This is a genomic window from Inquilinus limosus DSM 16000, from assembly GCF_000423185.1.
Lineage (GTDB): Bacteria > Pseudomonadota > Alphaproteobacteria > DSM-16000 > Inquilinaceae > Inquilinus > Inquilinus limosus.
Map to the genome: position 1 here is coordinate 82,277 of NZ_KE383989.1, position 18,338 is coordinate 100,614.

General features: G+C 70.3%; 17 protein-coding genes. 8 read left to right on the forward strand and 9 right to left on the reverse strand.

The features are described from left to right. Positions 1-40: 40 nt before the first annotated feature. From G537_RS0135430 to G537_RS0135450, 5 genes are all read right to left on the reverse strand, one after another. Positions 41-1,840 carry an acyl-CoA dehydrogenase C-terminal domain-containing protein gene (locus G537_RS0135430; protein ID WP_026874059.1) on the reverse strand — a complete coding sequence of 600 codons (1,800 nt, stop codon included), beginning with the start codon at positions 1,838-1,840 and terminating at the stop codon, positions 41-43. A gap of 12 nt (positions 1,841-1,852) precedes the next feature. Continuing rightward, the gene (locus tag G537_RS0135435; RefSeq protein WP_026874060.1) at positions 1,853-4,183 is read right to left on the reverse strand and encodes a 3-hydroxyacyl-CoA dehydrogenase/enoyl-CoA hydratase family protein; all 2,331 of its coding nucleotides are present in this window, start codon (positions 4,181-4,183) and stop codon (positions 1,853-1,855) included. A gap of 165 nt (positions 4,184-4,348) precedes the next feature. After that, positions 4,349-5,488, reverse strand: coding sequence for a thiolase family protein (locus G537_RS0135440; RefSeq protein WP_026874061.1), 1,140 nt, complete (start codon positions 5,486-5,488; stop codon positions 4,349-4,351). 61 nt (positions 5,489-5,549) lie between these two features. Further along, positions 5,550-5,975, reverse strand: coding sequence for a MerR family transcriptional regulator (locus G537_RS0135445; protein ID WP_051249527.1), 426 nt, complete (start codon positions 5,973-5,975; stop codon positions 5,550-5,552). Positions 5,976-6,061: 86 nt separating this feature from the next. After that, positions 6,062-7,798, reverse strand: coding sequence for a long-chain-fatty-acid--CoA ligase (locus G537_RS0135450; protein WP_026874063.1), 1,737 nt, complete (start codon positions 7,796-7,798; stop codon positions 6,062-6,064). Between the two features lie 140 nt (positions 7,799-7,938). Between G537_RS0135450 and G537_RS0135455 the strand changes: the two genes are divergently transcribed. From G537_RS0135455 to G537_RS43350, 4 genes are all read left to right on the forward strand, one after another. After that, positions 7,939-9,750, forward strand: a complete 1,812-nt coding sequence (locus tag G537_RS0135455; RefSeq protein WP_245579223.1) for an ABC transporter ATP-binding protein — start codon at positions 7,939-7,941, stop codon at positions 9,748-9,750. An 8-nt stretch (positions 9,751-9,758) separates the two neighbouring features. Further along, the gene (locus G537_RS44185) at positions 9,759-9,920 is read left to right on the forward strand and encodes a hypothetical protein (RefSeq protein ID WP_155888933.1); all 162 of its coding nucleotides are present in this window, start codon (positions 9,759-9,761) and stop codon (positions 9,918-9,920) included. A gap of 89 nt (positions 9,921-10,009) precedes the next feature. Beyond that, positions 10,010-10,672, forward strand: coding sequence for a BON domain-containing protein (locus G537_RS41725; RefSeq protein ID WP_051249528.1), 663 nt, complete (start codon positions 10,010-10,012; stop codon positions 10,670-10,672). Positions 10,673-10,707: 35 nt separating this feature from the next. Continuing rightward, on the forward strand, positions 10,708-11,211 hold the full coding sequence (locus G537_RS43350; RefSeq protein ID WP_155888934.1) for a BON domain-containing protein: 504 nt from the start codon (positions 10,708-10,710) through the stop codon (positions 11,209-11,211). Positions 11,212-11,374: 163 nt separating this feature from the next. Here G537_RS43350 and G537_RS0135475 read toward each other — a convergent pair whose 3' ends face one another. Both G537_RS0135475 and G537_RS41735 read right to left on the reverse strand, forming a co-directional pair. Continuing rightward, positions 11,375-12,472 (reverse strand): alkene reductase, encoded by a 1,098-nt coding sequence (locus G537_RS0135475; RefSeq protein WP_026874065.1) that lies wholly within the window; start codon positions 12,470-12,472, stop codon positions 11,375-11,377. Positions 12,473-12,551: 79 nt separating this feature from the next. Further along, positions 12,552-13,145 carry a TetR/AcrR family transcriptional regulator gene (locus G537_RS41735; protein WP_051249529.1) on the reverse strand — a complete coding sequence of 198 codons (594 nt, stop codon included), beginning with the start codon at positions 13,143-13,145 and terminating at the stop codon, positions 12,552-12,554. Positions 13,146-13,242: 97 nt separating this feature from the next. Here G537_RS41735 and G537_RS0135485 point away from each other — a divergent pair, with 97 nt between their 5' ends. After that, positions 13,243-13,620, forward strand: a complete 378-nt coding sequence (locus tag G537_RS0135485) for an Hpt domain-containing protein (protein WP_026874066.1) — start codon at positions 13,243-13,245, stop codon at positions 13,618-13,620. Here G537_RS0135485 and G537_RS41740 read toward each other — a convergent pair. Next, complete coding sequence (locus G537_RS41740) at positions 13,568-14,404, reverse strand: phosphate/phosphite/phosphonate ABC transporter substrate-binding protein (protein WP_051249530.1); 837 nt, start codon at positions 14,402-14,404, stop codon at positions 13,568-13,570. The two genes, G537_RS0135485 and G537_RS41740, sit on opposite strands and share 53 nt — an antisense overlap. Then, positions 14,401-15,312, reverse strand: a complete 912-nt coding sequence (locus tag G537_RS0135495) for a fatty acid desaturase (RefSeq protein ID WP_026874067.1) — start codon at positions 15,310-15,312, stop codon at positions 14,401-14,403. Before G537_RS0135495 ends, G537_RS41740 begins: the two co-directional genes overlap by 4 nt. 135 nt (positions 15,313-15,447) lie before the next feature. On the opposite strand from G537_RS0135495, the gene G537_RS0135500 reads away from it, so the two are divergent. The 3 genes from G537_RS0135500 (at position 15,448) to G537_RS0135510 (ending at position 18,338) form a co-directional block, all read left to right on the forward strand. Beyond that, positions 15,448-16,302, forward strand: coding sequence for a helix-turn-helix domain-containing protein (locus G537_RS0135500; RefSeq protein ID WP_026874068.1), 855 nt, complete (start codon positions 15,448-15,450; stop codon positions 16,300-16,302). 304 nt (positions 16,303-16,606) lie between these two features. Beyond that, positions 16,607-17,815, forward strand: a complete 1,209-nt coding sequence (locus tag G537_RS0135505; protein WP_026874069.1) for an MFS transporter — start codon at positions 16,607-16,609, stop codon at positions 17,813-17,815. Positions 17,816-17,867: 52 nt separating this feature from the next. Next, positions 17,868-18,338, forward strand: coding sequence for an ASCH domain-containing protein (locus G537_RS0135510; RefSeq protein ID WP_026874070.1), 471 nt, complete (start codon positions 17,868-17,870; stop codon positions 18,336-18,338).

Here is an 18,338-nt window from a genome sequence, read left to right on the forward strand (position 1 = left end):
AGCCCGGCAATGACAGAAGAGGGAGTCCGGGCGCTCCGGATCAGAACGCCTCCGCCTCCAGCGCCATCAGCGGCGCCTTGCCGGCCATGATCTGGATGAACAGCGAATTCGTCTCCGGCAGCATGCGCTGGATGAAGAAGCGCGCCGTCTTCAGCTTGGCGTCGTAGAAGCCGGCGCGGTCGCCGGCCTCCGGCGCGCGCTGCAGCGCCAGCTTGGCCATCCGCGCCCACATCCAGCCCAGCGCCACCAGGGCGAACAGCTTGAGGTAGTCGGACGAGGCGGCCCCCGCCTCCTCCGGATCCTTCAGCCCCTTCTGCGCGATCCAGGCCGTGGCCTGCTGCAGCTTGCCGAAGGCCTTGGCCAGCGGGCCGACGAACTCCAGCATCGCCGCGTCCTCGGCCTCCTCCCGGATGAAGGCGTCGACCGGGTGGAAGAAGCTGCGCAGCAGCCGGCCCATGTCCTGCGGCATCTTGCGGCCGACCAGGTCCAGCGCCTGGATGCCGTTGGCGCCCTCATAGATCTGGGCGATGCGGGCGTCGCGCACGAACTGCTCCATCCCCCATTCGCGGATGTAGCCGTGGCCGCCCAGCACCTGCTGGGACCGGTTCGCCACCTCCGATCCCATATCGGTGAAATACGCCTTCAGGATCGGCGTCATCAGCGACACGAAGTCATTGGCGTTCTGCCGCACCGCCGGGTCCGGATGCTTGGTGTAGAGGTCGATGTTGATGCCGACCAGATAGGCCAGCGCCCGCGCGCCTTCGGCGAAGGCCTTGCCGACCAGCAGGTTCTTGCGCACGTCGGGGTGGACGATGATCGGGTCGGCCGGCTTGTCCGGCGCCTGCGGGCCGGCCAGGGACCGGCCCTGCAGCCGGTCCCTGGCATAGGCGGCGGCGTTCTGATAGGCGACCTCGGCGATGCCGAGCCCCTGCAGCGCCACGCCGAGCCGGGCGGCGTTCATCATCACGAACATGGCCCGCATGCCCTTGTGCTTCTCGCCGACCAGCCAGCCGGTGGCGCCGTCGAGATTCATCACGCAGGTGGACGAGGCCTTGATCCCCATCTTGTGCTCGATCGAGCCGCAGGCGATGCCGTTGCGCGGCCCGGCGACGACCGCCCCTCCCTCCTCCTTCGGCAGGAACTTCGGCACCACGAACAGGCTGATGCCCTTGATGCCCGGCGGGGCGTCGGGCAGGCGCGCCAGCACCAGATGGATGATGTTCTCGGTCAGGTCGTGCTCGCCCGCCGAGATGAAGATCTTGGTGCCGGTCAGGCGGTAGCTGCCGTCGTCCGCCGGCTCCGCCTTGGTGCGGAGCAGGCCGAGATCGGTGCCGCAATGCGGCTCGGTCAGGCACATGGTGCCGGACCAGATGCCCTCCGCCAGCTTCGGCAGGTAGGTCGCCTTCTGCCGCTCGTCGCCATAGGTCTCGAGCGCGTTGTAGGCGCCCTGCGACAGGCCGGGATACATGCCGAAGGACATGTTGGCGGCGGACAGCACCTCCTCGATCACGAAGTTCACCGCCTTGGGCATGCCCTGGCCGCCATAGGCCGGGTCGGCGGACAGGCCGGTCCAGCCGCCTTCGATGAAGGTGCGGTAGGCTTCCTTGAACCCCTTCGGCGTATAGACGACGCCGTTCTCGAAACGGCAGCCCTCCTCGTCGCCGGACTGGTTCAGCGGCGCCAGCTCGTTCTCGGCCAGGCGCGCCGCCTCCTCCAGGATCGCGTCGACGGTGTCGGGCGTCGCCTCCTCATAGCCGGGCAGCTTGGCGAGCTGGCCGATGTCCAGCAGCTCGTGCAGCACGAAGCGGATGTCGTCGAGCGGGGCCTTGTAGCTGGGCATGGTCAGGTCCTCTCAGTTCCGCAGCGGCTTGCCGGTGGCCAGCATGTGCTCGACCCGGGCGATGGTGCCGGGGGCCCGGACCAGCTCGGTGAACGCCTCGCGCTCCAGCGCCAGCACGTCGTCCTCGGTCAGCGTCTCGGTGATGTCGGTGTCGCCGCCGGACAGCACCGTCGCCAGCTTGTCCGTGACCACGACGTCGTAGGGCGTCGCCTTGCCGCTGCGGGCCAGGTCGGCGACCGCGAGGTTCAGCGCGGTCCGCGCGGTCGGGCCGGGCAGGCGGATCTCCTCGGCCGGCTTCGGCGGCCGGTAGCCCTCGGCCAGCGCCAGGGCACGGGCCTTGGCGTCGGCCAGCAGCCGGTCGCGATTCATGGTGATGCCGTCATCGGGCCGGAAATACAGCAGCTCCTTCGCCTCGAAGGCCGATTTCGCCACCTTGGCCGTGCCGATGGTCTCGAACACCTGCCCGATCGGCGGCATCGGCCCGCCGGGCCGCTTGGCCTGGCCATAGGCGCGCAGCAGCATCTCCTTGCAGCCGCCCCAGCCGGGGATCAGGCCGACGCCGACCTCGACCAGGCCGCAATAGGTCTCGGCATGGGCCTGGATCGCGGTGGAGTGCAGCAGGATCTCGCAGCCGCCGCCGAGCGCCATGCCGGAGGGCGCGGCCACGGTCGGGAAGGGCGCGAATTTCAGCGCCTTGTAGGCGTCCTGGCCGCCCTTCACCAAGGCCTCGATCTGCGGCCACAGCGCGATGTTGATGCCGAACAGGGCGAGGCCGAGATTGGCGCCGACCGAGAAGTTGGTGCCCTCGTTGTAGATCACCATCGCCTTGTACCTGGACGCGGTGATGCGGATCGCCTCGGCCAGCAGGGCCATGGTCTGGTCATCGAGGCTGTTCATCTTCGAGGTGAACTCGAAGCAGGTGACGCCGTCGCCGATGTCCCACAGCGCCGCCGAGCCGTTCTTCGCGATCGGCTTGGCCGTGCGCTTGATGTCGGCCAGCAGCAGCACGCCCTCGGGCCGCTTCACCTCGGCGTAGTCGCCGCCGGTGGTGAGGTATTGCAGCTTTCCGTCCTGCACCCGGTAGAAGCTGCGGCCGCGCGCGGATTCGAGCAGCTTCGGCACCGGCTTGCCCTGGCTCTCCAGCCAGTTGATCAGCCAGTCGGCGCCGACCTGGTCGATCAGCTCGAACGGGCCGAAGCTCCAGTTGTAGCCGAGGCGCATGGCCTCATCGACCGCGACCACCGTATCGGCGATCTGCGGCACCAGCCCGGCGGCGTAGGACAGGGTCTGGCCCAGCACCCGGGCGGCGTAGTGGCCGGTCTTGTCGTCGAAGGCGACCAGCGCCTTCAGCCCGCCCTGCCGCGCCGCCTCGACGCTGTCCAGCTTCGGCTTCTCCGATTTCGCCCAGGCGCCGGTCCTGAGGTCGATGCTCTCCTTCACCCGGCTGCCGTCGGCGGCCTTGCTGAGGCGGTAGAAGCCGCCCTTGCCCTTGCGGCCGGTGTAGCCCTCGGCGATCAGCTTTTCGACCAGCGGCTCCGAGCGGTAGATCTCGCGGTAGGGGTCGTCCGCCGGCAGGGTCGCCAGCAGGCTCTTGGCGATATGCGGCATCAGGTCGAGCCCGACCAGGTCGATCAGGCCGAACACGCCGGTCTTGGGCACGCCCATCGGCCGGCCGGCCACCGCATCCGCCTCCTCCACCGTCAGGCCGAGATCGAAGGCGCCGTTGACCGCGGCCTGGATCCAGTAGGTGCCGATCCGGTTGGCGATGAAGCCCGGCGTGTCCTTGCAGTCGACCACTCCCTTGCCGAGGCGGAGGTCGGCGAAGCCTCGGATGCCTTCGGCCAGCGCCGGGTCGGTCTCCGGCCCCACGACCAGCTCCAGCAGGCGCATGTAGCGCGGCGGGTTGAAGAAATGGGTGATCAGGAAGCCGCGCCGGAACGCCTCCGACCGGCCCTCGGTCAGGATCGCCAGCGGGATGGTCGAGGTGTTGGAGGAGACGACCGCCCCCGGCTTCATCACCCGCTCGATCCGGGCGTAGAGGTCCTGCTTGACCTTCGGGTCCTCCAGCACCGCCTCGACGATCCAGTCGCAGCCGGCCAGCTTGTCCAGGTCGTCCTCGGTGTTGCCGGGGGCGACCAGCTTCGCCGCCGCCTTCGACATGAAGGGGGCCGGGTCGGCCTTGGCCATGCGCGCCAGCGCGCCCTCGGCGATCGCGTTTCGGTTCGTCGCATCCTTCGGCACGATGTCGAGCAGCAGCACCGGCACGCCGGCGTTGGCGAAATGCGCGGCGATGCCGCTGCCCATCACGCCGGCGCCGATCACCGCGACTTGCTTGATGTCCATGGTTCAGCTCCCTGGTGCCGCGTCCTCCCCCTCACCCTCCCGCCGCCTTCGGCGTCGGGCCCCTCCCTCTCCCCAAGGAGAGGGAATTCACCTCTCCCCGGGGAGAGGTCGAAATCGCGCAGCGATTTCGGGTGAGGGGGTGTCGCAGGCGTCGATGTCGATGGGTCAGGCCGCCTCGAGCACGGTGGCGATGCCCTGGCCGCCGCCGATGCACATGGTGGCGAGGGCCAGCGCCTTGCCCTCCCGCTTCAGGATCGACGCGGCCTTGCCGGTGATCCGCGCGCCCGAGGCGCCGAGCGGGTGGCCGAGCGCGATGGCGCCGCCGTCGATGTTGGTCTTGTCCCAGTCGAGCTCGAGGTCCTGCCCCACCGCCAGCGCCTGCGCGGCGAAGGCCTCGTTCAGCTCGACCACGTCGATGTCCTTCAGCGACAGTCCGGCGCGCTTCAGCGCCTTGCGCGTGGCGCCGACCGGGCCGATGCCCATGATCTCCGGCGCGCAACCGGACACCGCGATCGACCTGATCCGGGCCAGGATCGGCAGGCCGGCCGCCTTGGCGAAGGCTTCGCTGGTCACCAGCGTCGCCGAGGCGCCGTCGGTCAGCGGGCTGGAGGTGCCGGCGGTCACCGTCCCGTTCTGGTCGAAGGCCGGCTTCAGGCCGGACAGGCCTTCCTGGCTGGTGTCGGGGCGGATGGTGCCGTCGCGCTCGACCGTGCCGTCCTTCGTGACGATCGGCACGATCTCGGCGGCGAAGCGGTTCTCGGCCCAGGCCTTCGCGGCACGCTGCTGCGAGCGGATGGCGAAGTCCTGCTGGCTCTCGCGGGTGATCTGGTACTTCACCGCCAGGTTCTCGGCGGTCACGCCCATGTTGAAATAGGCGCCCGGCATCTCGGCCGCGAGGGTCGGGTTCGGCGCCGGGTTGAAGCCCATCATCGGCACCCGGGTCATGCTCTCGACCCCGGCGCAGACGAAGGCCTCGCCCGCGCCCAGCTGGATCGCGCCCGCGGCCTGGTGGATCGCCTGCATCGACGAGCCGCAGTAGCGGTTCACGGTGACGCCGCCGACCGATTGCGGCAACCCGGCCAGGAACACGACCATGCGGGCCATGTTGAAGCCCTGCTCGCCCTCCGGGAAAGCGCAGCCGAGGATCAGATCCTCGATCGCCGCGGGGTCGATCTTGCTCTCCGCCACCAGCGCCTTGACGACGGCGGCGACCAGGTCGTCGGGCCGCACCCGGCGCAGCTCGCCCTTGTTGGCGAAATGATGCGGCGACCGCTTGAACCCGGCGATGACGACGCTCTTGTCCATGGTGGTCTCAGGCTCCTCAGATTTTCTTGTCGCGGGCCGCGCCCGCGGATGGATGGGCGGCTCAGCCTTCCGGCAGCGCGCCTTCCCGCTTCAGGAAGGAGACGATCTCGGCCTCGATGCCTCTCAGATCCTCGATCGTCTGCTGCACGTCGACGAGCTGCGTCTCGAGGGCGGCGCGCCGGGCCCGGGCGCGGCCGAGGAAATAGGTCATCTGCTCGACCTGGCCGTGCTCGCGGTCGTAGAGGTCGAGGAACTCCTTGATCTCGGCCAGGGAGAAGCCCAGCCGCTTGCCGCGGCAGATCAGGGCCAGGCGGGCCCGGTCGCGATGGCTGTAGATGCGGGTCAGCCCGGCCCGTTCGGGCGACAGCAGGCCCTCGTCCTCGTAGAACCGGATGCTGCGCGGGGTGATGTCGAAGGCCGCAGCGAGTTCGCCGATCGAATAGCTGCGCGTCTCGACCCCCGACTTCTCCCTGGTCTCCGCCTCCATGGCGCCTCGCCTCCGACCGCGTTGCTGCATGCCGTTTACGTAAACGTAAAGTACCGCAGCCGGAGGTTCGGGTCAATCGCGAGCGCTCAGGTGCCGGTCCGCACCGCCTCCGGCGTGCCCGCGGCGGCGACCGCCTTCGCCGCCTCCTCCTCCAGCACCGCCTTGCGCGACAGCTTGCCGATCAGGGTCTTCGGCAGCGGCTGGTCGCGGAACTCGATCTGCTTCGGCATCTCGATCGGCGACAGCTTGTCCGTGAGGAACTCGACCAGGCCGTCCGCGGTCAGGCTCTGCCCCGCGCGCAGCTTGATATAGGCCTTCACCGTCTGGCCGCGATACGGGTCGGGCACGCCGGCGACGATGCATTCCTCGACCGCCGGGTGGAGGTAGATCGCCTCCTCGACATTGCGCGGATAGACGTTGAAGCCGGAGCACAGGATCAGGTCCTTGATCCGGTCGACGATGAAGATGTAGCCGTCCTCGTCCATGGTGCCGACGTCGCCGGTGTGCAGGCGGCCGCCGTGCAGCGCCTCGGCCGACTCCTCCGGCCGGTTCCAGTAGCCCTTCATCACCTGCGGCCCGCGGATGCAGACCTCGCCGCGCTCGCCGGTCGGCAGCACGGTGGTGCGGTCGTCCAGCGACACGATCTCGACGATCGTCTGCGGCAGCGGGATGCCGATCGACCCTTCCTTGTTGACGCCGAACAGCGGGTTGCAGGTCGCGATCGGCGAGGCCTCGGACAGGCCGTAGCCCTCGACCAGCTTGCAGCCGGTCGCCGCCTCGAAGGCGTGCTTGACCTCGACCGGCAGCGGCGCCCCGCCGGAGATGCAGCGCTTCAGCGAGGACAGGTCGTATTTCGCGCGCTCGGGGAAGTTGGCGATCGCGGTGTAGATGGTCGGCACCGCCGGGAACAGCGTCGGCCTCTTCTCGTGGATCGTCTTCATGACGGTCTCGAGCTCGAAGCGGGGCAGCATGATGATCTCCGCCCCCGCCCAGATCGCCAGGTTCATCGCCACGGTCATGGCGAAGACATGGAAGAAGGGCAGCACGGCCAGCATCCGGTCCTGGCCCGGCACCATGCCCTCGAACCAGCAGCCGGCCTGCACCGCGTTGGCGTAGAGGTTGGCGTGGGTCAGCATCGCCGCCTTCGGCGTGCCGGTGGTGCCGCCGGTGTACTGCAGCACCGCCAGATCCTCCTCCGGCGCGATCGGCACCGGGGCGAAGCGGCCGTCGTTGCGGACCAGATCGGCCCAGCGCAGGTGCCGGCCGTCCTGCGGCACCTTCGCCACCTCGCGCCGCTTGATGATCGGGAACAGCAGGTTCTTCGGGAAGGGCAGCACGCCCGCCATCGGGCAGACCAGGATCCGCTTCAGCGCGGTGCGGCCGAGCAGCGGCGCCAGCTTGCCGTGCAGCTGCGCCAAGTCGAGCGTCACCATCAGCTCGGTGCCGCTGTCGTCGATCTTGGTGATCAGCTCGCGCTCGGCGTAGAGCGGGTTGAAGTTGACCACCACCGCACCGCATTTCAGCAGCGCGAAATAGCAGATCACGTAGTACGGGCAGTTCGGCAGGAACAGCCCGACCCGGCTGCCCTTGCCGACCCCGGCCGCCTGGAACCCCTTGGCCGCGCGGGCGACCAGATCACCGATCTGGCCGTAGCTCAGGGTCTTGTCCATGAAGGTGGCGCAGGGCCGGTCGCCGAACTTCGCCACCGCGTCGTCGAGGATCGCGTAAAGCGGCCTCGGCTCGATCGGCTGGCTCCAATGGATGTTGGGCGGGTACAGCTTGGCCCAGGCATTCGGGCGCTCCGAGGCATACGCCTCCGTCATATTGGTCTCCCCAGGGTCCTTTATCGGCCGCTCGGCGGCCTTGTCCGCCGATGGTGCCGATGAGCGGGGCGGCCCGCAAGGTTGAAGCGGAGCCGGGGCCGTGGTTTAACGGCCCGCCCGATACCAGGTCCCGGATCACCTTGGCCAAGCACAAGGACAAGAAGAAGCAGCAGCCGCGGCGGGTCAGCGACCGCGAGATCGCACAGCGGCTGCTGCGCAACTACATCCGGCCGCACTGGCCGAAGGTGGCGCTGGCGCTGTTCTGCATGGCGCTGACCGCGGCCTCCACCGCGGCCTCGGCCTATGTGATGAAGCCGGTGATCGAGAAGATCTTCACCGAGCGCGACGGCACCTGGCTGTGGCCCCTGGCCATCGCGGTGATGACGATCTTCGTGGTCAAGGGCGTCGCCGGCTACGCCCAGGGCGTGATCCTGAACAATGTCGGCCGGCTGATCATCGCCGAGCTGCAGATCCGGATGTTCCGCAACCGGGTGCGGGCCGATCTCGCCACCTTCCACGACACCACGTCGGGCCGGATGGTCAGCCACTTCACCAACGACGTGCAGTCGATGTACGGCGCGGTGTCGACCGGCATCACCGGCATCGGCCGCGACCTGCTGTCGCTGGTCGCCCTGGTCGCGGTGATGTTCTACACCGATGTCGAGCTGGCGGCGGTCACCTTCGTCATCTTCCCGCTGACCGTGCTGCCCGTGCTGCAGATCGGCAGGCGCATCCGCAAGATCACGGGCAAGACCTTCACCCAGTACGGGTCGCTGAACAACCATCTCGGCCAGGTCTTCCAGGGCATCCGCCACGTCAAGGCGTACAACGCCGAGGACCGCGAGACCAGCCGCGCCGCCAAGATCATCAACGAGGTGTCGCGGCTGCGGCAGAAGGCGATGCGGGTCAGCTCGGCCACCAACCCGATCCTGGAGATCCTGTCGGGCGTGGCCATCGTCATCGTCATCCTCTACGGCGGCAACGAAGTCATCTCCGGCTCGCGCACCACAGGGTCGTTCTTCGCCTTCATCGCCGCCCTGCTGATGGTGTACGACCCGCTGAAGCGGCTGGCTAACCTGCACAACACCCTATCCTCCGGCTTCGCGGCGGCCGAGCGGGTGTTCGAGACCATCGATTCGGTGCCGACGATCCGCGACGCGCCCGACGCCATGGCGCTGACGCATTGCCAAGGCCGCATCACCCTGGCCGACGTCCATTTCGCCTACAGCCCGAAGATCCCGGCGCTGCGCGGCGTGACGCTGGAAGTGCCGGCCGGGAGGACGGCGGCGCTGGTCGGGCCGTCCGGCGCCGGCAAATCGACCATCCTGAACCTGATCCCGCGCTTCTACGACACGACGCAGGGCACCGTGGCGATCGACGGCCACGACGTCCGCAGCCTGTCCCTGCAGTCGCTGCGCGAGCACATGGCGCTGGTCAGCCAGGAGGTGACCCTGTTCGACGACACGGTCCGCGCCAACATCGCCTATTCCCGCCCGTCGGCGACGCAGGAGGAGGTCGAGGCCGCGGCGAAGGCGGCGGCGGCGCACGACTTCATCCTGCGCCTGCCCAAGGGCTACGACACCATGGTCGGGGAGCAGGGGGTGAAGCTGTCGGGCGGCCAGCGCCAGCGCCTGTCGATCGCCCGGGCGATGCTGAAGAACGCGCCGATCCTGCTGCTGGACGAGGCGACCTCGGCGCTCGACACCGAGAGCGAGCGGCAGGTGCAGGCGGCGCTGACCCAGCTGATGGCCGGGCGCACCACGCTGATGATCGCGCACCGGCTGTCGACCGTGCGCAATGCCGATCTGATCTATGTGCTGGACCACGGCCGGGTGGTCGAGGTCGGCAGCCATGCCGAGCTGATCGCGGCCGGCGGCCTCTACGCCCGGCTGTGGGCGATGCAGACGGCCGATGACGAGGACCCGGCCGTCGCGGCGGCCGGGCCGATGTGAGGGGGCGGATGGACGAGACGGAAAGGCTTCGGCAGCGCCTGCGCGGGATGCGCTGGCTCGCCGTCTGGGCGCTGATCTTCGGCCTCGGCATCGGCTTCTACGCCGGCTTTGCGATCGGCGTCGACACGGCCCGCAGCACCGCCGCGCTGACCCCCGCGAAGACGCCGTAGCCGCGGCCTGCCGCCGCCGGCCCCGGAACTGCGCCGGGGCGCATCCGGTTCTGGAGTTGAGGTGACAGCGACGACGTCCGGAGGCCGAGATGGCGAACGCAAGGCGCGGACCGCGGAACCGGCATCACGAGGATTGGTGGGATCGCGACTGGCGGCGCGAGGCGACAGGCCCCCGCATCCCCCGCGGCAGGCCCGACGACGAGGCCGCTCCCTACGGCTATGACGAGCCGGAGGACGCCCTGTATGCCCGCGAGCGGGCGCGGGAGCGCTCCCACCGCTATGGCATGGCCGACCCGACCGGCCCGTCCCGGGTCGAATTCAACCGGCGGGGCGAGGAATGGCGGCGGCGCGGCCCGGACTATGGCTACTATCATGCCGAGGGGCCGCCGCCAGGCCCCGGCCGGCGCGAGCGGCTGGGCTTCCGCGGCCCGTCGGACGAGGTGACGCCCTGGTACGGCGACGACCGATCGCAGGGCCGCCACGTGCTGGAGGATTATCGCGGCATCGGCCCGCGCGGCTACACCCGCTCCGACGAGCGGATCCGCGAGGATGTCTGCGACGGGCTGACCGACGACCCGGCGCTCGACGCCTCGAAGATCGAGGTGGCCGTCGCCGGCTCGGAGGTGACGCTGTCCGGCACGGTCGGCAGCCGGGCGGAGCGCCGGCGCGCCGAGGACGACGCCGACCGGGTGTCCGGCGTCACCCATGTCCAGAACAACCTGCGCGTGCGGCAGCCCGGGGGTGGCCCATGATCGACCGCGGGCGCCGAGCAAGGGCCGACGAGGTCATGGACGCGCTCGAGGAGGCGCCGCGGCGGGGCCGCGACTATGGCGAGGCGGGCGGCTACGGGCCGGGCGGCGCGGTCGACGACTTCGAGGACGTCACCGGCCTGACCTATGACGACGAGCGCTTCGCCGACCCCGAGGCCTTCTTCGAGCCGGAGCCCCGTGCGGTCCGGTCCCATCGCGGCCGCGGCCCGCGCGGCTATCGCCGATCGGATGCGCGCATCTACGAGGATGTATGCGAGCGGCTGACCGAGGATCCGTATCTCGACGCCTCGGACCTCGAGGTCAGCGTCGCCGGAGGCGAAGTGACGCTGAACGGCACGGTCCGCAGCCGCCCGGCCAAGCGCCGCGCCGAGGACCTCGCCGAGCAGGTCCCCGGCGTCGGCTATGTGCAGAACAACCTGAGGCTGCAGCCCCGGGCAACGGTCCTGATGGGCGCCGGCCGGACGACCGGCACCCCGCCGCGCTCCGGAGGAGGAGACGACGGCACGCCGGTCGTGATGTGACGACGGGACCGCCCCTCACCCTCCCATCGCCCTTCGGGCGACGGGCCCCTCCCTCTCCCCGAGGAGAGGGGAACGGGAAGCAGGCGCTCTTCACCTCTCCTTGGGGAGAGGTCGAAATCGCGTCAGCGATTTCGGGTGAGGGGGTGGCTCGGGCCTCTCCGAGTCAGGCGGCAGCCTTCTCCAGCGTCGGATAGTCCGTGTAGCCCCGGGCATCGCCGCCGTAGAAGGTCGCCTGGTCGGGCGTGTTCAGCGGTGCGTCGAGGCGCAAGCGGTCGACCAGGTCGGGGTTGGCGATGAACGGCCGGCCGAAGGCGACGAGGTCGGCCCGGCCGCTCTCCACCGCCTCGATCGCCATGCCGCGGTCATAGCCGTTGTTGGCGACATAGCTGCCCTTGAACAGCCGGCGCAGCGCCTGGAGGTCGGCCCCCGGCGGCAGCTCGCGCGTCCCGCCGGTCTGTCCTTCGATCAGGTGCAGGAAGCCGATGCCGAGGCTGCTCAGCCTCTCGATCGCATGGCCGAAGGTCGCCATCGGGTCGCTGTCGTCGATGTCGCCGAAGTTGGAGAAGGGCGACAGCCGGACGCCGACCCGGCCGGGTGTCCACACTTCGGCCACCGCCTCCGCGACCTCCAGCAGCAGCCGTGCCCGGTTGGCGACCGATCCGCCATAGGCATCGGTCCGCTTGTTGGTGCCGTCGGCCAGGAACTGGTGCAGCAGATAGCCGTTGGCCGCGTGGATCTCGACCGCGTCGAAACCGGCCTCCCTGGCGTTGCGCGCCGCCTGGGCGTAGTCGCGGACGATGCGCGGCAGTTCCTCGGTCTCGAGCGCCCGCGGCGTCGAGGCGGGGACGAAGCCCTCGCCGTCATACACGCGGGTCTCGGCAGCGATCGCCGACGGCGCGACCGGCGCCGCGCCGCCCGGCTGCAGCACGGTGTGCGACACCCGGCCGACATGCCAGAGCTGCGCCGCGATGCGGCCGCCGGCCCGGTGCACGGCGTCGGTCACCAGCCGCCAGCCGGCCACCTGGTTCGGGCTGTGGATGCCAGGGGTCCAGGCATAGCCCTTGCCTTCCGGCGAGATCTGGGTGCCCTCGGAGATCAGCAGGCCGGCCGTGGCGCGCTGGGCGTAGTATTCGGCGTTCAGCGCATGCGGCACGTCGCCGTCGGGCCGCGCCCGGTTGCGCGTCAGAGGCGCCATCACGATCCGGTTCGGCAGTTCCAGGTCGCCGATCCGGGTCGGCGTGAACAGCTTCGGCAGGGTCATCGTTCTCTCCAGTTGCCCTCAAGTTTTGGACCAATCGGTCCATAATTAGGCGAAGAAACAAATAAGGATCAGCCCGGCCTCACCGCATCAGCGGCTCGGCGGCGGCCAGGAGTTCGTCGATCGCGGCGGGCGCGGTGCCCGCCTTGTGCATCACCGAGGCGCCGACGGCGAGCGCCAGCAGGCTGCGGGCCCGGGCCGTCGCGGCGCCCGCTTCCGCGGCCCCCGGCCTGCGGGCGAGCAGCCGGGCCAGAAGCGCCTCCAGCCGTTCGAGATGGTGGCGGCCCAGCCCCTCGATCTCCGGGTCGTGCGGCGCCAGCTCGACCGCGCAATTGATCAGGAAGCAGCCGTCGCGGCCGCCCCCGACATTGGCGATCGCGTCCACCGCGATGCGCAGGGCGCGGCCGGCATCCGGCTCGGCCTCGACCCGCCGCTCGAGCTCGGCGAAGCGCTGGTCGCCATAGCGGCGGATCGCCGCCACCAGCGTGTCGCGCTTCGAGCCGAAGCAGCCGTAGAAGCTGCTGCGGCTGAGATCCATCGCCCGCGTCAGATCGTCCAGCGACGTCGCTTCGTAACCCTGATGCCAGAACAGGGCCATCGCCGCGTCGAGGGCGGCGTCCTTGTCGAACTCGCGGGGGCGGCCGGGATACGGGACCATGGCGGAGATATGGACCATCCGTTCCGGAATTCAAGCGGCGCCCGCGTCGCTTCGCGCCTCGCCTGGAACTTACGGCCATGCGAAGCGATATCAGAGAGGGGTGGTGGAGGCACGGATGGACGGCAACGGTCCGCGATATCTGTTCGACCCGGCGGCGCTGGAGCGCAATCTCTCCGGGCTCGATGACGCCGCCCGACGGGCCATGATCGACGATCTGGTGGAGGAGTTGCGCGAGCGCGCCGACGCGATCGGCGCCGCGGCCAGCGCCGGCGACCGCGAGGCCCTGGGGCTGGAGGCCTACGCCCTGCGCTCCTGCGCCGCGATCTGCGGCGCCCGCGCCCTGATCGACCTCGCCGAATCGCTGGGCGACAAGGGCGAGGACCGGCCGGGCCGGCCGCAGGAGCTGGCCAAGATGGTGCGGGCCCGGGTGGCCGAGACCCTCAGGGCGCTGGCGCTGTGGCGGGGCGAACAGCCGGAGCCGGAGGAGTGCTAGCCGGCTGGGGCGGAATCGCGTCGTACGCCGCCTCGTCCAGGACCTCGATGCCCTCGATCAGCAGCGCCGCGCGAACCTCCTCGAGCGCGGGGTCGGCCAGCGCCTCGCGCAGTGCCGCCCGCAGCGCGTCGACCGTCGCGTCACCGACGTCCCGCCGCGTCACGAAGGGCAGGCCGGGCGCCGGCGCGGTGCGGCCGATCACACGCAGCCCGGCCAGGGCGGCGGGGCGGTGGCGCTGCAGCAGCGCATGGGTGACGCAGTCGACCGCGGCGACGTCCGCCTCCCTCGCCGCCACGGCCGCGAGGCTGTCCGCATGGGCGCCGGTGACCAGCGCGGCGCGGAAGAACCGGTCCGGCGGCTCCGGCAGCGCCGCGGCCAGGGCGACCCAGCCGGACAGGCTGTCCCAGTCGTTGACCGCGCAGACGGCGCCGCGGAAATCCTCCAGCCCCTCCCCCGGCGCGTCGGCGCGCGCCACCAGCAGGCTGCGGTAGAACGGGCCGTCGCAGCCCGGCGCGGCGTAGCAGGGCGTCGCCACCAGCCGCAGCCGGTCGCGATAGTGCCGGACATAGGGGTTGCCGCAGGTCTGGCTCAGCAGCAGCGCCGGATCGGTCCACAGATCATGCAGGCCCAGGTCTCGGTCGAGCGCCGGCGCCGCCGCGACTCCGGCGGTCGAGAGCCGCGAGGCGATCCCCGACCACAACGCGTCGGCGGCCCACTGCACCTCCGGCAACTCGTACATCGGCAAGCTGGCCGTGCCGGGCACGGCCGTGGCCGGCGCCGTCACCGGCCGCGCCGCCCGGCGTCGAAATCGGGATGCACCGGCTCGTCGACCGGGCGCAGCAGGTAGCGCCGGGCGATCTCGCCATAGCCGCGATAGAGCCCGGCACCGCGCGCGGCGACGCCGGCGGAATCATTGGCCGCAGCGAAGCGCGGCAGCTTGTACCAGGCCAGGCCCGGCCGGGCGTGGTGCGCCACATGCAGGTTGTTGTTGAGGAACAGCAGCGAGAAGAACGGCCCGGACGCGACCACCGCGGTGCGCAGCCCTTCCGGCCCGGCGCGATGTTCGGCGAAGGAGCGCAGCAGAGACAGCGAGGTGCCGGCGTAGCAGGTGGCGACATAGAGGATCGGCGAGACGCCGAAACCGGCGGAGACCAGGGCGAGCATCCCAGCGGCGCCGGCCAGATGCAGCGTCCAGACGGCGCGCGCCCTGCGGTCCCGGCGCAGCCTCGGCAGCTCCGCCGCCCACAGCCCGTACCAGGCCAGGGCCGGGCCGATCAGCAGCCGTCCCAGCAGGGTGCGGTTGAAGCGCAGCACCGCCCGCCCGGCCGGGCTGAGCGCCGACCAGCGGTCGCCGGTGACGTAGTAGCTCTCGGGATCCTCGACCGGCGAGGTCAGATGCGAGTCGCGGTGATGGCGCAGATGCAGGTCGCGGTAGCAGGCATAGGGCAGCCATAGCGACAATGGCGGCCAGCCGACCGCCGCGTTGATCCGGCGCGACCGGGTCGGGTGGCCGTGGATCGTCTCGTGCTGCAGCGACCCGTGCCAGGCCAGCAGCACCGCGCCCGCCGCGACGAAGAGCGGCCCGGGCAGCGCCGCATGGAACCAGAGCAACGCCGCCCAGCCGCCATAGACCGCGGCGGCCACCGCCCAGGTCGGTCCTTCGATCCTCACTCGTCTCACCGCTTCCGCCATGACCTGATCCTTCGGGTTCAGGCTGTCGCGAAACGGTCATGTCGGACAGTGCGATAATGCGCACAAAACGATGCAGATGTTGTATTTTCAAACGATCTGATGCGAATCCGAACAATCTGTTTTGAAAGACTAGCGATGGCGCAGTCCCGGCACGAGATGATCGAGACCTTCCGCAGCCGGCTGGAGGAGATCATCGCCGCCTCCGGCCAGAGCCGCAGCGCCTTCGCCGCCTCGGTCGGGATGGACCGGTCGACCCTGTCGCAGATCCTGTCGCCGGCGAACGACCGGCTGCCGCGGGCCGAGACCCTGGCGGCGATCGCGGCGTCCCGCCAGGTCAGCATCGACTGGCTGCTGGGCCTGAGCCAGCGCGGCCCCCTCTCCGCCGACATCCTGCCGGAACGCATGGCGATCGAGCGCGATGCGCAATGGACCGACGATGCGCGGCTGATCGCCTGGCATCGCGAGGCGATCGGCTACAAGATCCGCCACGTCCCGACCACCCTGCCCGACATCCTCAAGAACCGCGACGTGATCCGGCACGAGCTGGAGCATTTCGCCGGCACGCGGCCGGAACAGCGGATCGAGACCGCGGCCGCCCGTCTCGCTTATCAGCGCCGGCCGGAAACCGACATGGAGGTCTGCAACTCGATCCAGGCGATCGAGGGCTTCGCCCGCGGCGAGGGCATCTGGCACGACCTGGATTCCTCGGTCCGCGCCCGCCAGCTCGACCACATGATCGCGCTGGTGGAGGAGCTGTACCCGACCTTCCGCTGGTTCTTCTACGACGGCCGGCAGCATTATTCGGTGCCGGTGACGGTGTTCGGGCCGCTCAGGGCCGTGCTCTACCTCGGCGGCATGTACTTCCTGTTCAATTCGACCGAGCACATCCGCGCCCTGTCCGAGCATTTCGACAGCCTGATCCGCGGCGCCATCGTCCAGCCCCCCGACGTGCCCAGGCTGCTGCGCCGGCTGCGGGCGCGGCTGGGGTAGCCAGCCATGGGCGTGGGTTTCTTTCCTTCCTCTCCTAAAGAACCGTCATTGCGAAGCGCAGCGAAGCAATCCAGGGGCCGGTGCGAGCCGCCCTGGATTGCTTCGCTGCGCTTTGCAATGACGATCCTTTTATGGGCCCGCTGGTGCCCCGTAGAGAGCGGGCGTGAGGCCGCTGAGCGCACCAGGCCCACAGCCGCGCCGTTCCCTCAACACTGCCATGTCCGACTTTTGTGCACCGCAGCAGCGCCGAACGTCCTATATTTGACGCTTCACTGACCGATCCCGTTGCCAGAAAGGCGTCGCCATGGGCGAGCGCGCGCATCCTGCCGTCCCGGCGATCACGCCGGCGCTGATGTTCCTGATGGCGGTCGCCTGCGGCGCCATCGTCGCCAACCTGTACTACGCCCAGCCGCTGATCGCGCTGATCGCGCCGTCGGTCGGGCTGGGCACCGTCGCCGCCAGCCTGGTCGTCACCCTGACCCAGATCGGCTACGGCGTCGGGCTGATCCTGCTGGTGCCCCTGGCCGATATGGTCGAGAACCGGCGGCTGGTGGTGCTGACCCTGTCGGGCACCGTCGCCGCCCTGGCGATCGCGGCGCTGGCGCCGAACGCCGGCATCTTCCTGTTCGCGGCGCTGCTGATCGGCCTCAGCTCGGTCGCGGCCCAGATCCTGATCCCGATGGCGGCGCATATGTCGCCCGACGCGATCCGCGGCCGGGTCGTCGGCAATATCATGAGCGGCCTGCTGCTCGGCATCCTGCTGGCCCGCCCCGTCTCCAGCGTGGTGGCCGAGCTGCTCGGCTGGCGCGCCATCTTCGTCCTCTCCGCCCTGCTGATGGCCGGCCTCCTCGCCGTGCTGGGCTGGCGGCTGCCGCAGTACCGCCCGGCGCCGGGGCCGCGCTACGGCCAGGTGCTGCGCTCGCTGGCCACGCTGTTCCGCCATACCCCGGTGCTGCAGCGCCGCGCCGCCTACCAGGCCGCGCTGTTCGCCGGCTTCAGCCTGTTCTGGACCGCGGTGCCGCTGGAGCTGGCCAGCCCGCGCTTCGGCTACAGCCAGGCCGGCATCGCCGTCTTCGCCCTGGTCGGCGCCGCCGGCGCCCTGGCCGCGCCGCTGGCCGGCCGCATCGCGGACCGCGGCTGGACCCGGCCGGCCACCTTCGGCGCCCTGGCCTCGGTCGCCGTCGCCTTCGCCATGGCCTGGGCCGGCGGCGCCACCGGATCGGTGGTGCTGCTGGCCGCCGCCGGGATCCTCCTGGACTTCGGCGTGCAGGCCAACATGGTGCTGGGCCAGCGCGCCATCTATGCCCTGGCGCCGGAGGCGCGCGGCCGGATGAACGGGCTCTACGTCGCCAGCGCCTTCGCCGGCGGCGCCGTCGGCTCCGCCATCGCCAGCGGCACCTTCAGCCAGGGCGGCTGGTCGCTGGTCAGCTGGGTGGGCCTGGCCCTCCCCGTCCTGGCACTGCTGCTGTACACGACCGAGCTGGTCCGCCGCCCGGTGCCGCGCCGGGCTTGACCGCGGCCCCGGTTCTGCCGCAATCGGTCCCGGCCGCCAACGGGAGCCCACCGTGACCAGGACCGAAATCGCCGAAGCCTATTGGCAGGCCCTGCGCCGCGACCGGCCGGATCTCGGCCTGCCCGAGCGCTACGACCTCTGGCATTTCGGCGACAGCGAGGCGCTGGCGCGGGAGCTGCTGGATTTGGTGCTGGCCGGCACCAAGACCGCCACCGCGGGCCTGGTCTGGGGGGCCGACGAGGCCGGCACGCCGAAGCCGGGCGGCTACAGCCTGATCACCGATTTCGCCGGCACGCCGCATTGCGTGCTGCAGACGGTGGAGGTGCGGATCCTGCCCTTTGACCAGGTCGACGACGCCTTCGCCTACGACGAGGGGGAGGGCAACCGCTCGCTGGCCTTCTGGCGCGACGCGCATTGGAGCTATTTCGGCCGCCGCTGCGCCGAGATCGGCCGCCAGCCGGCCCGCGACATGCCGGTGTTCTGCGAACGCTTCCGCCTGGTCCATCCGCAGCCGCGCGGATAA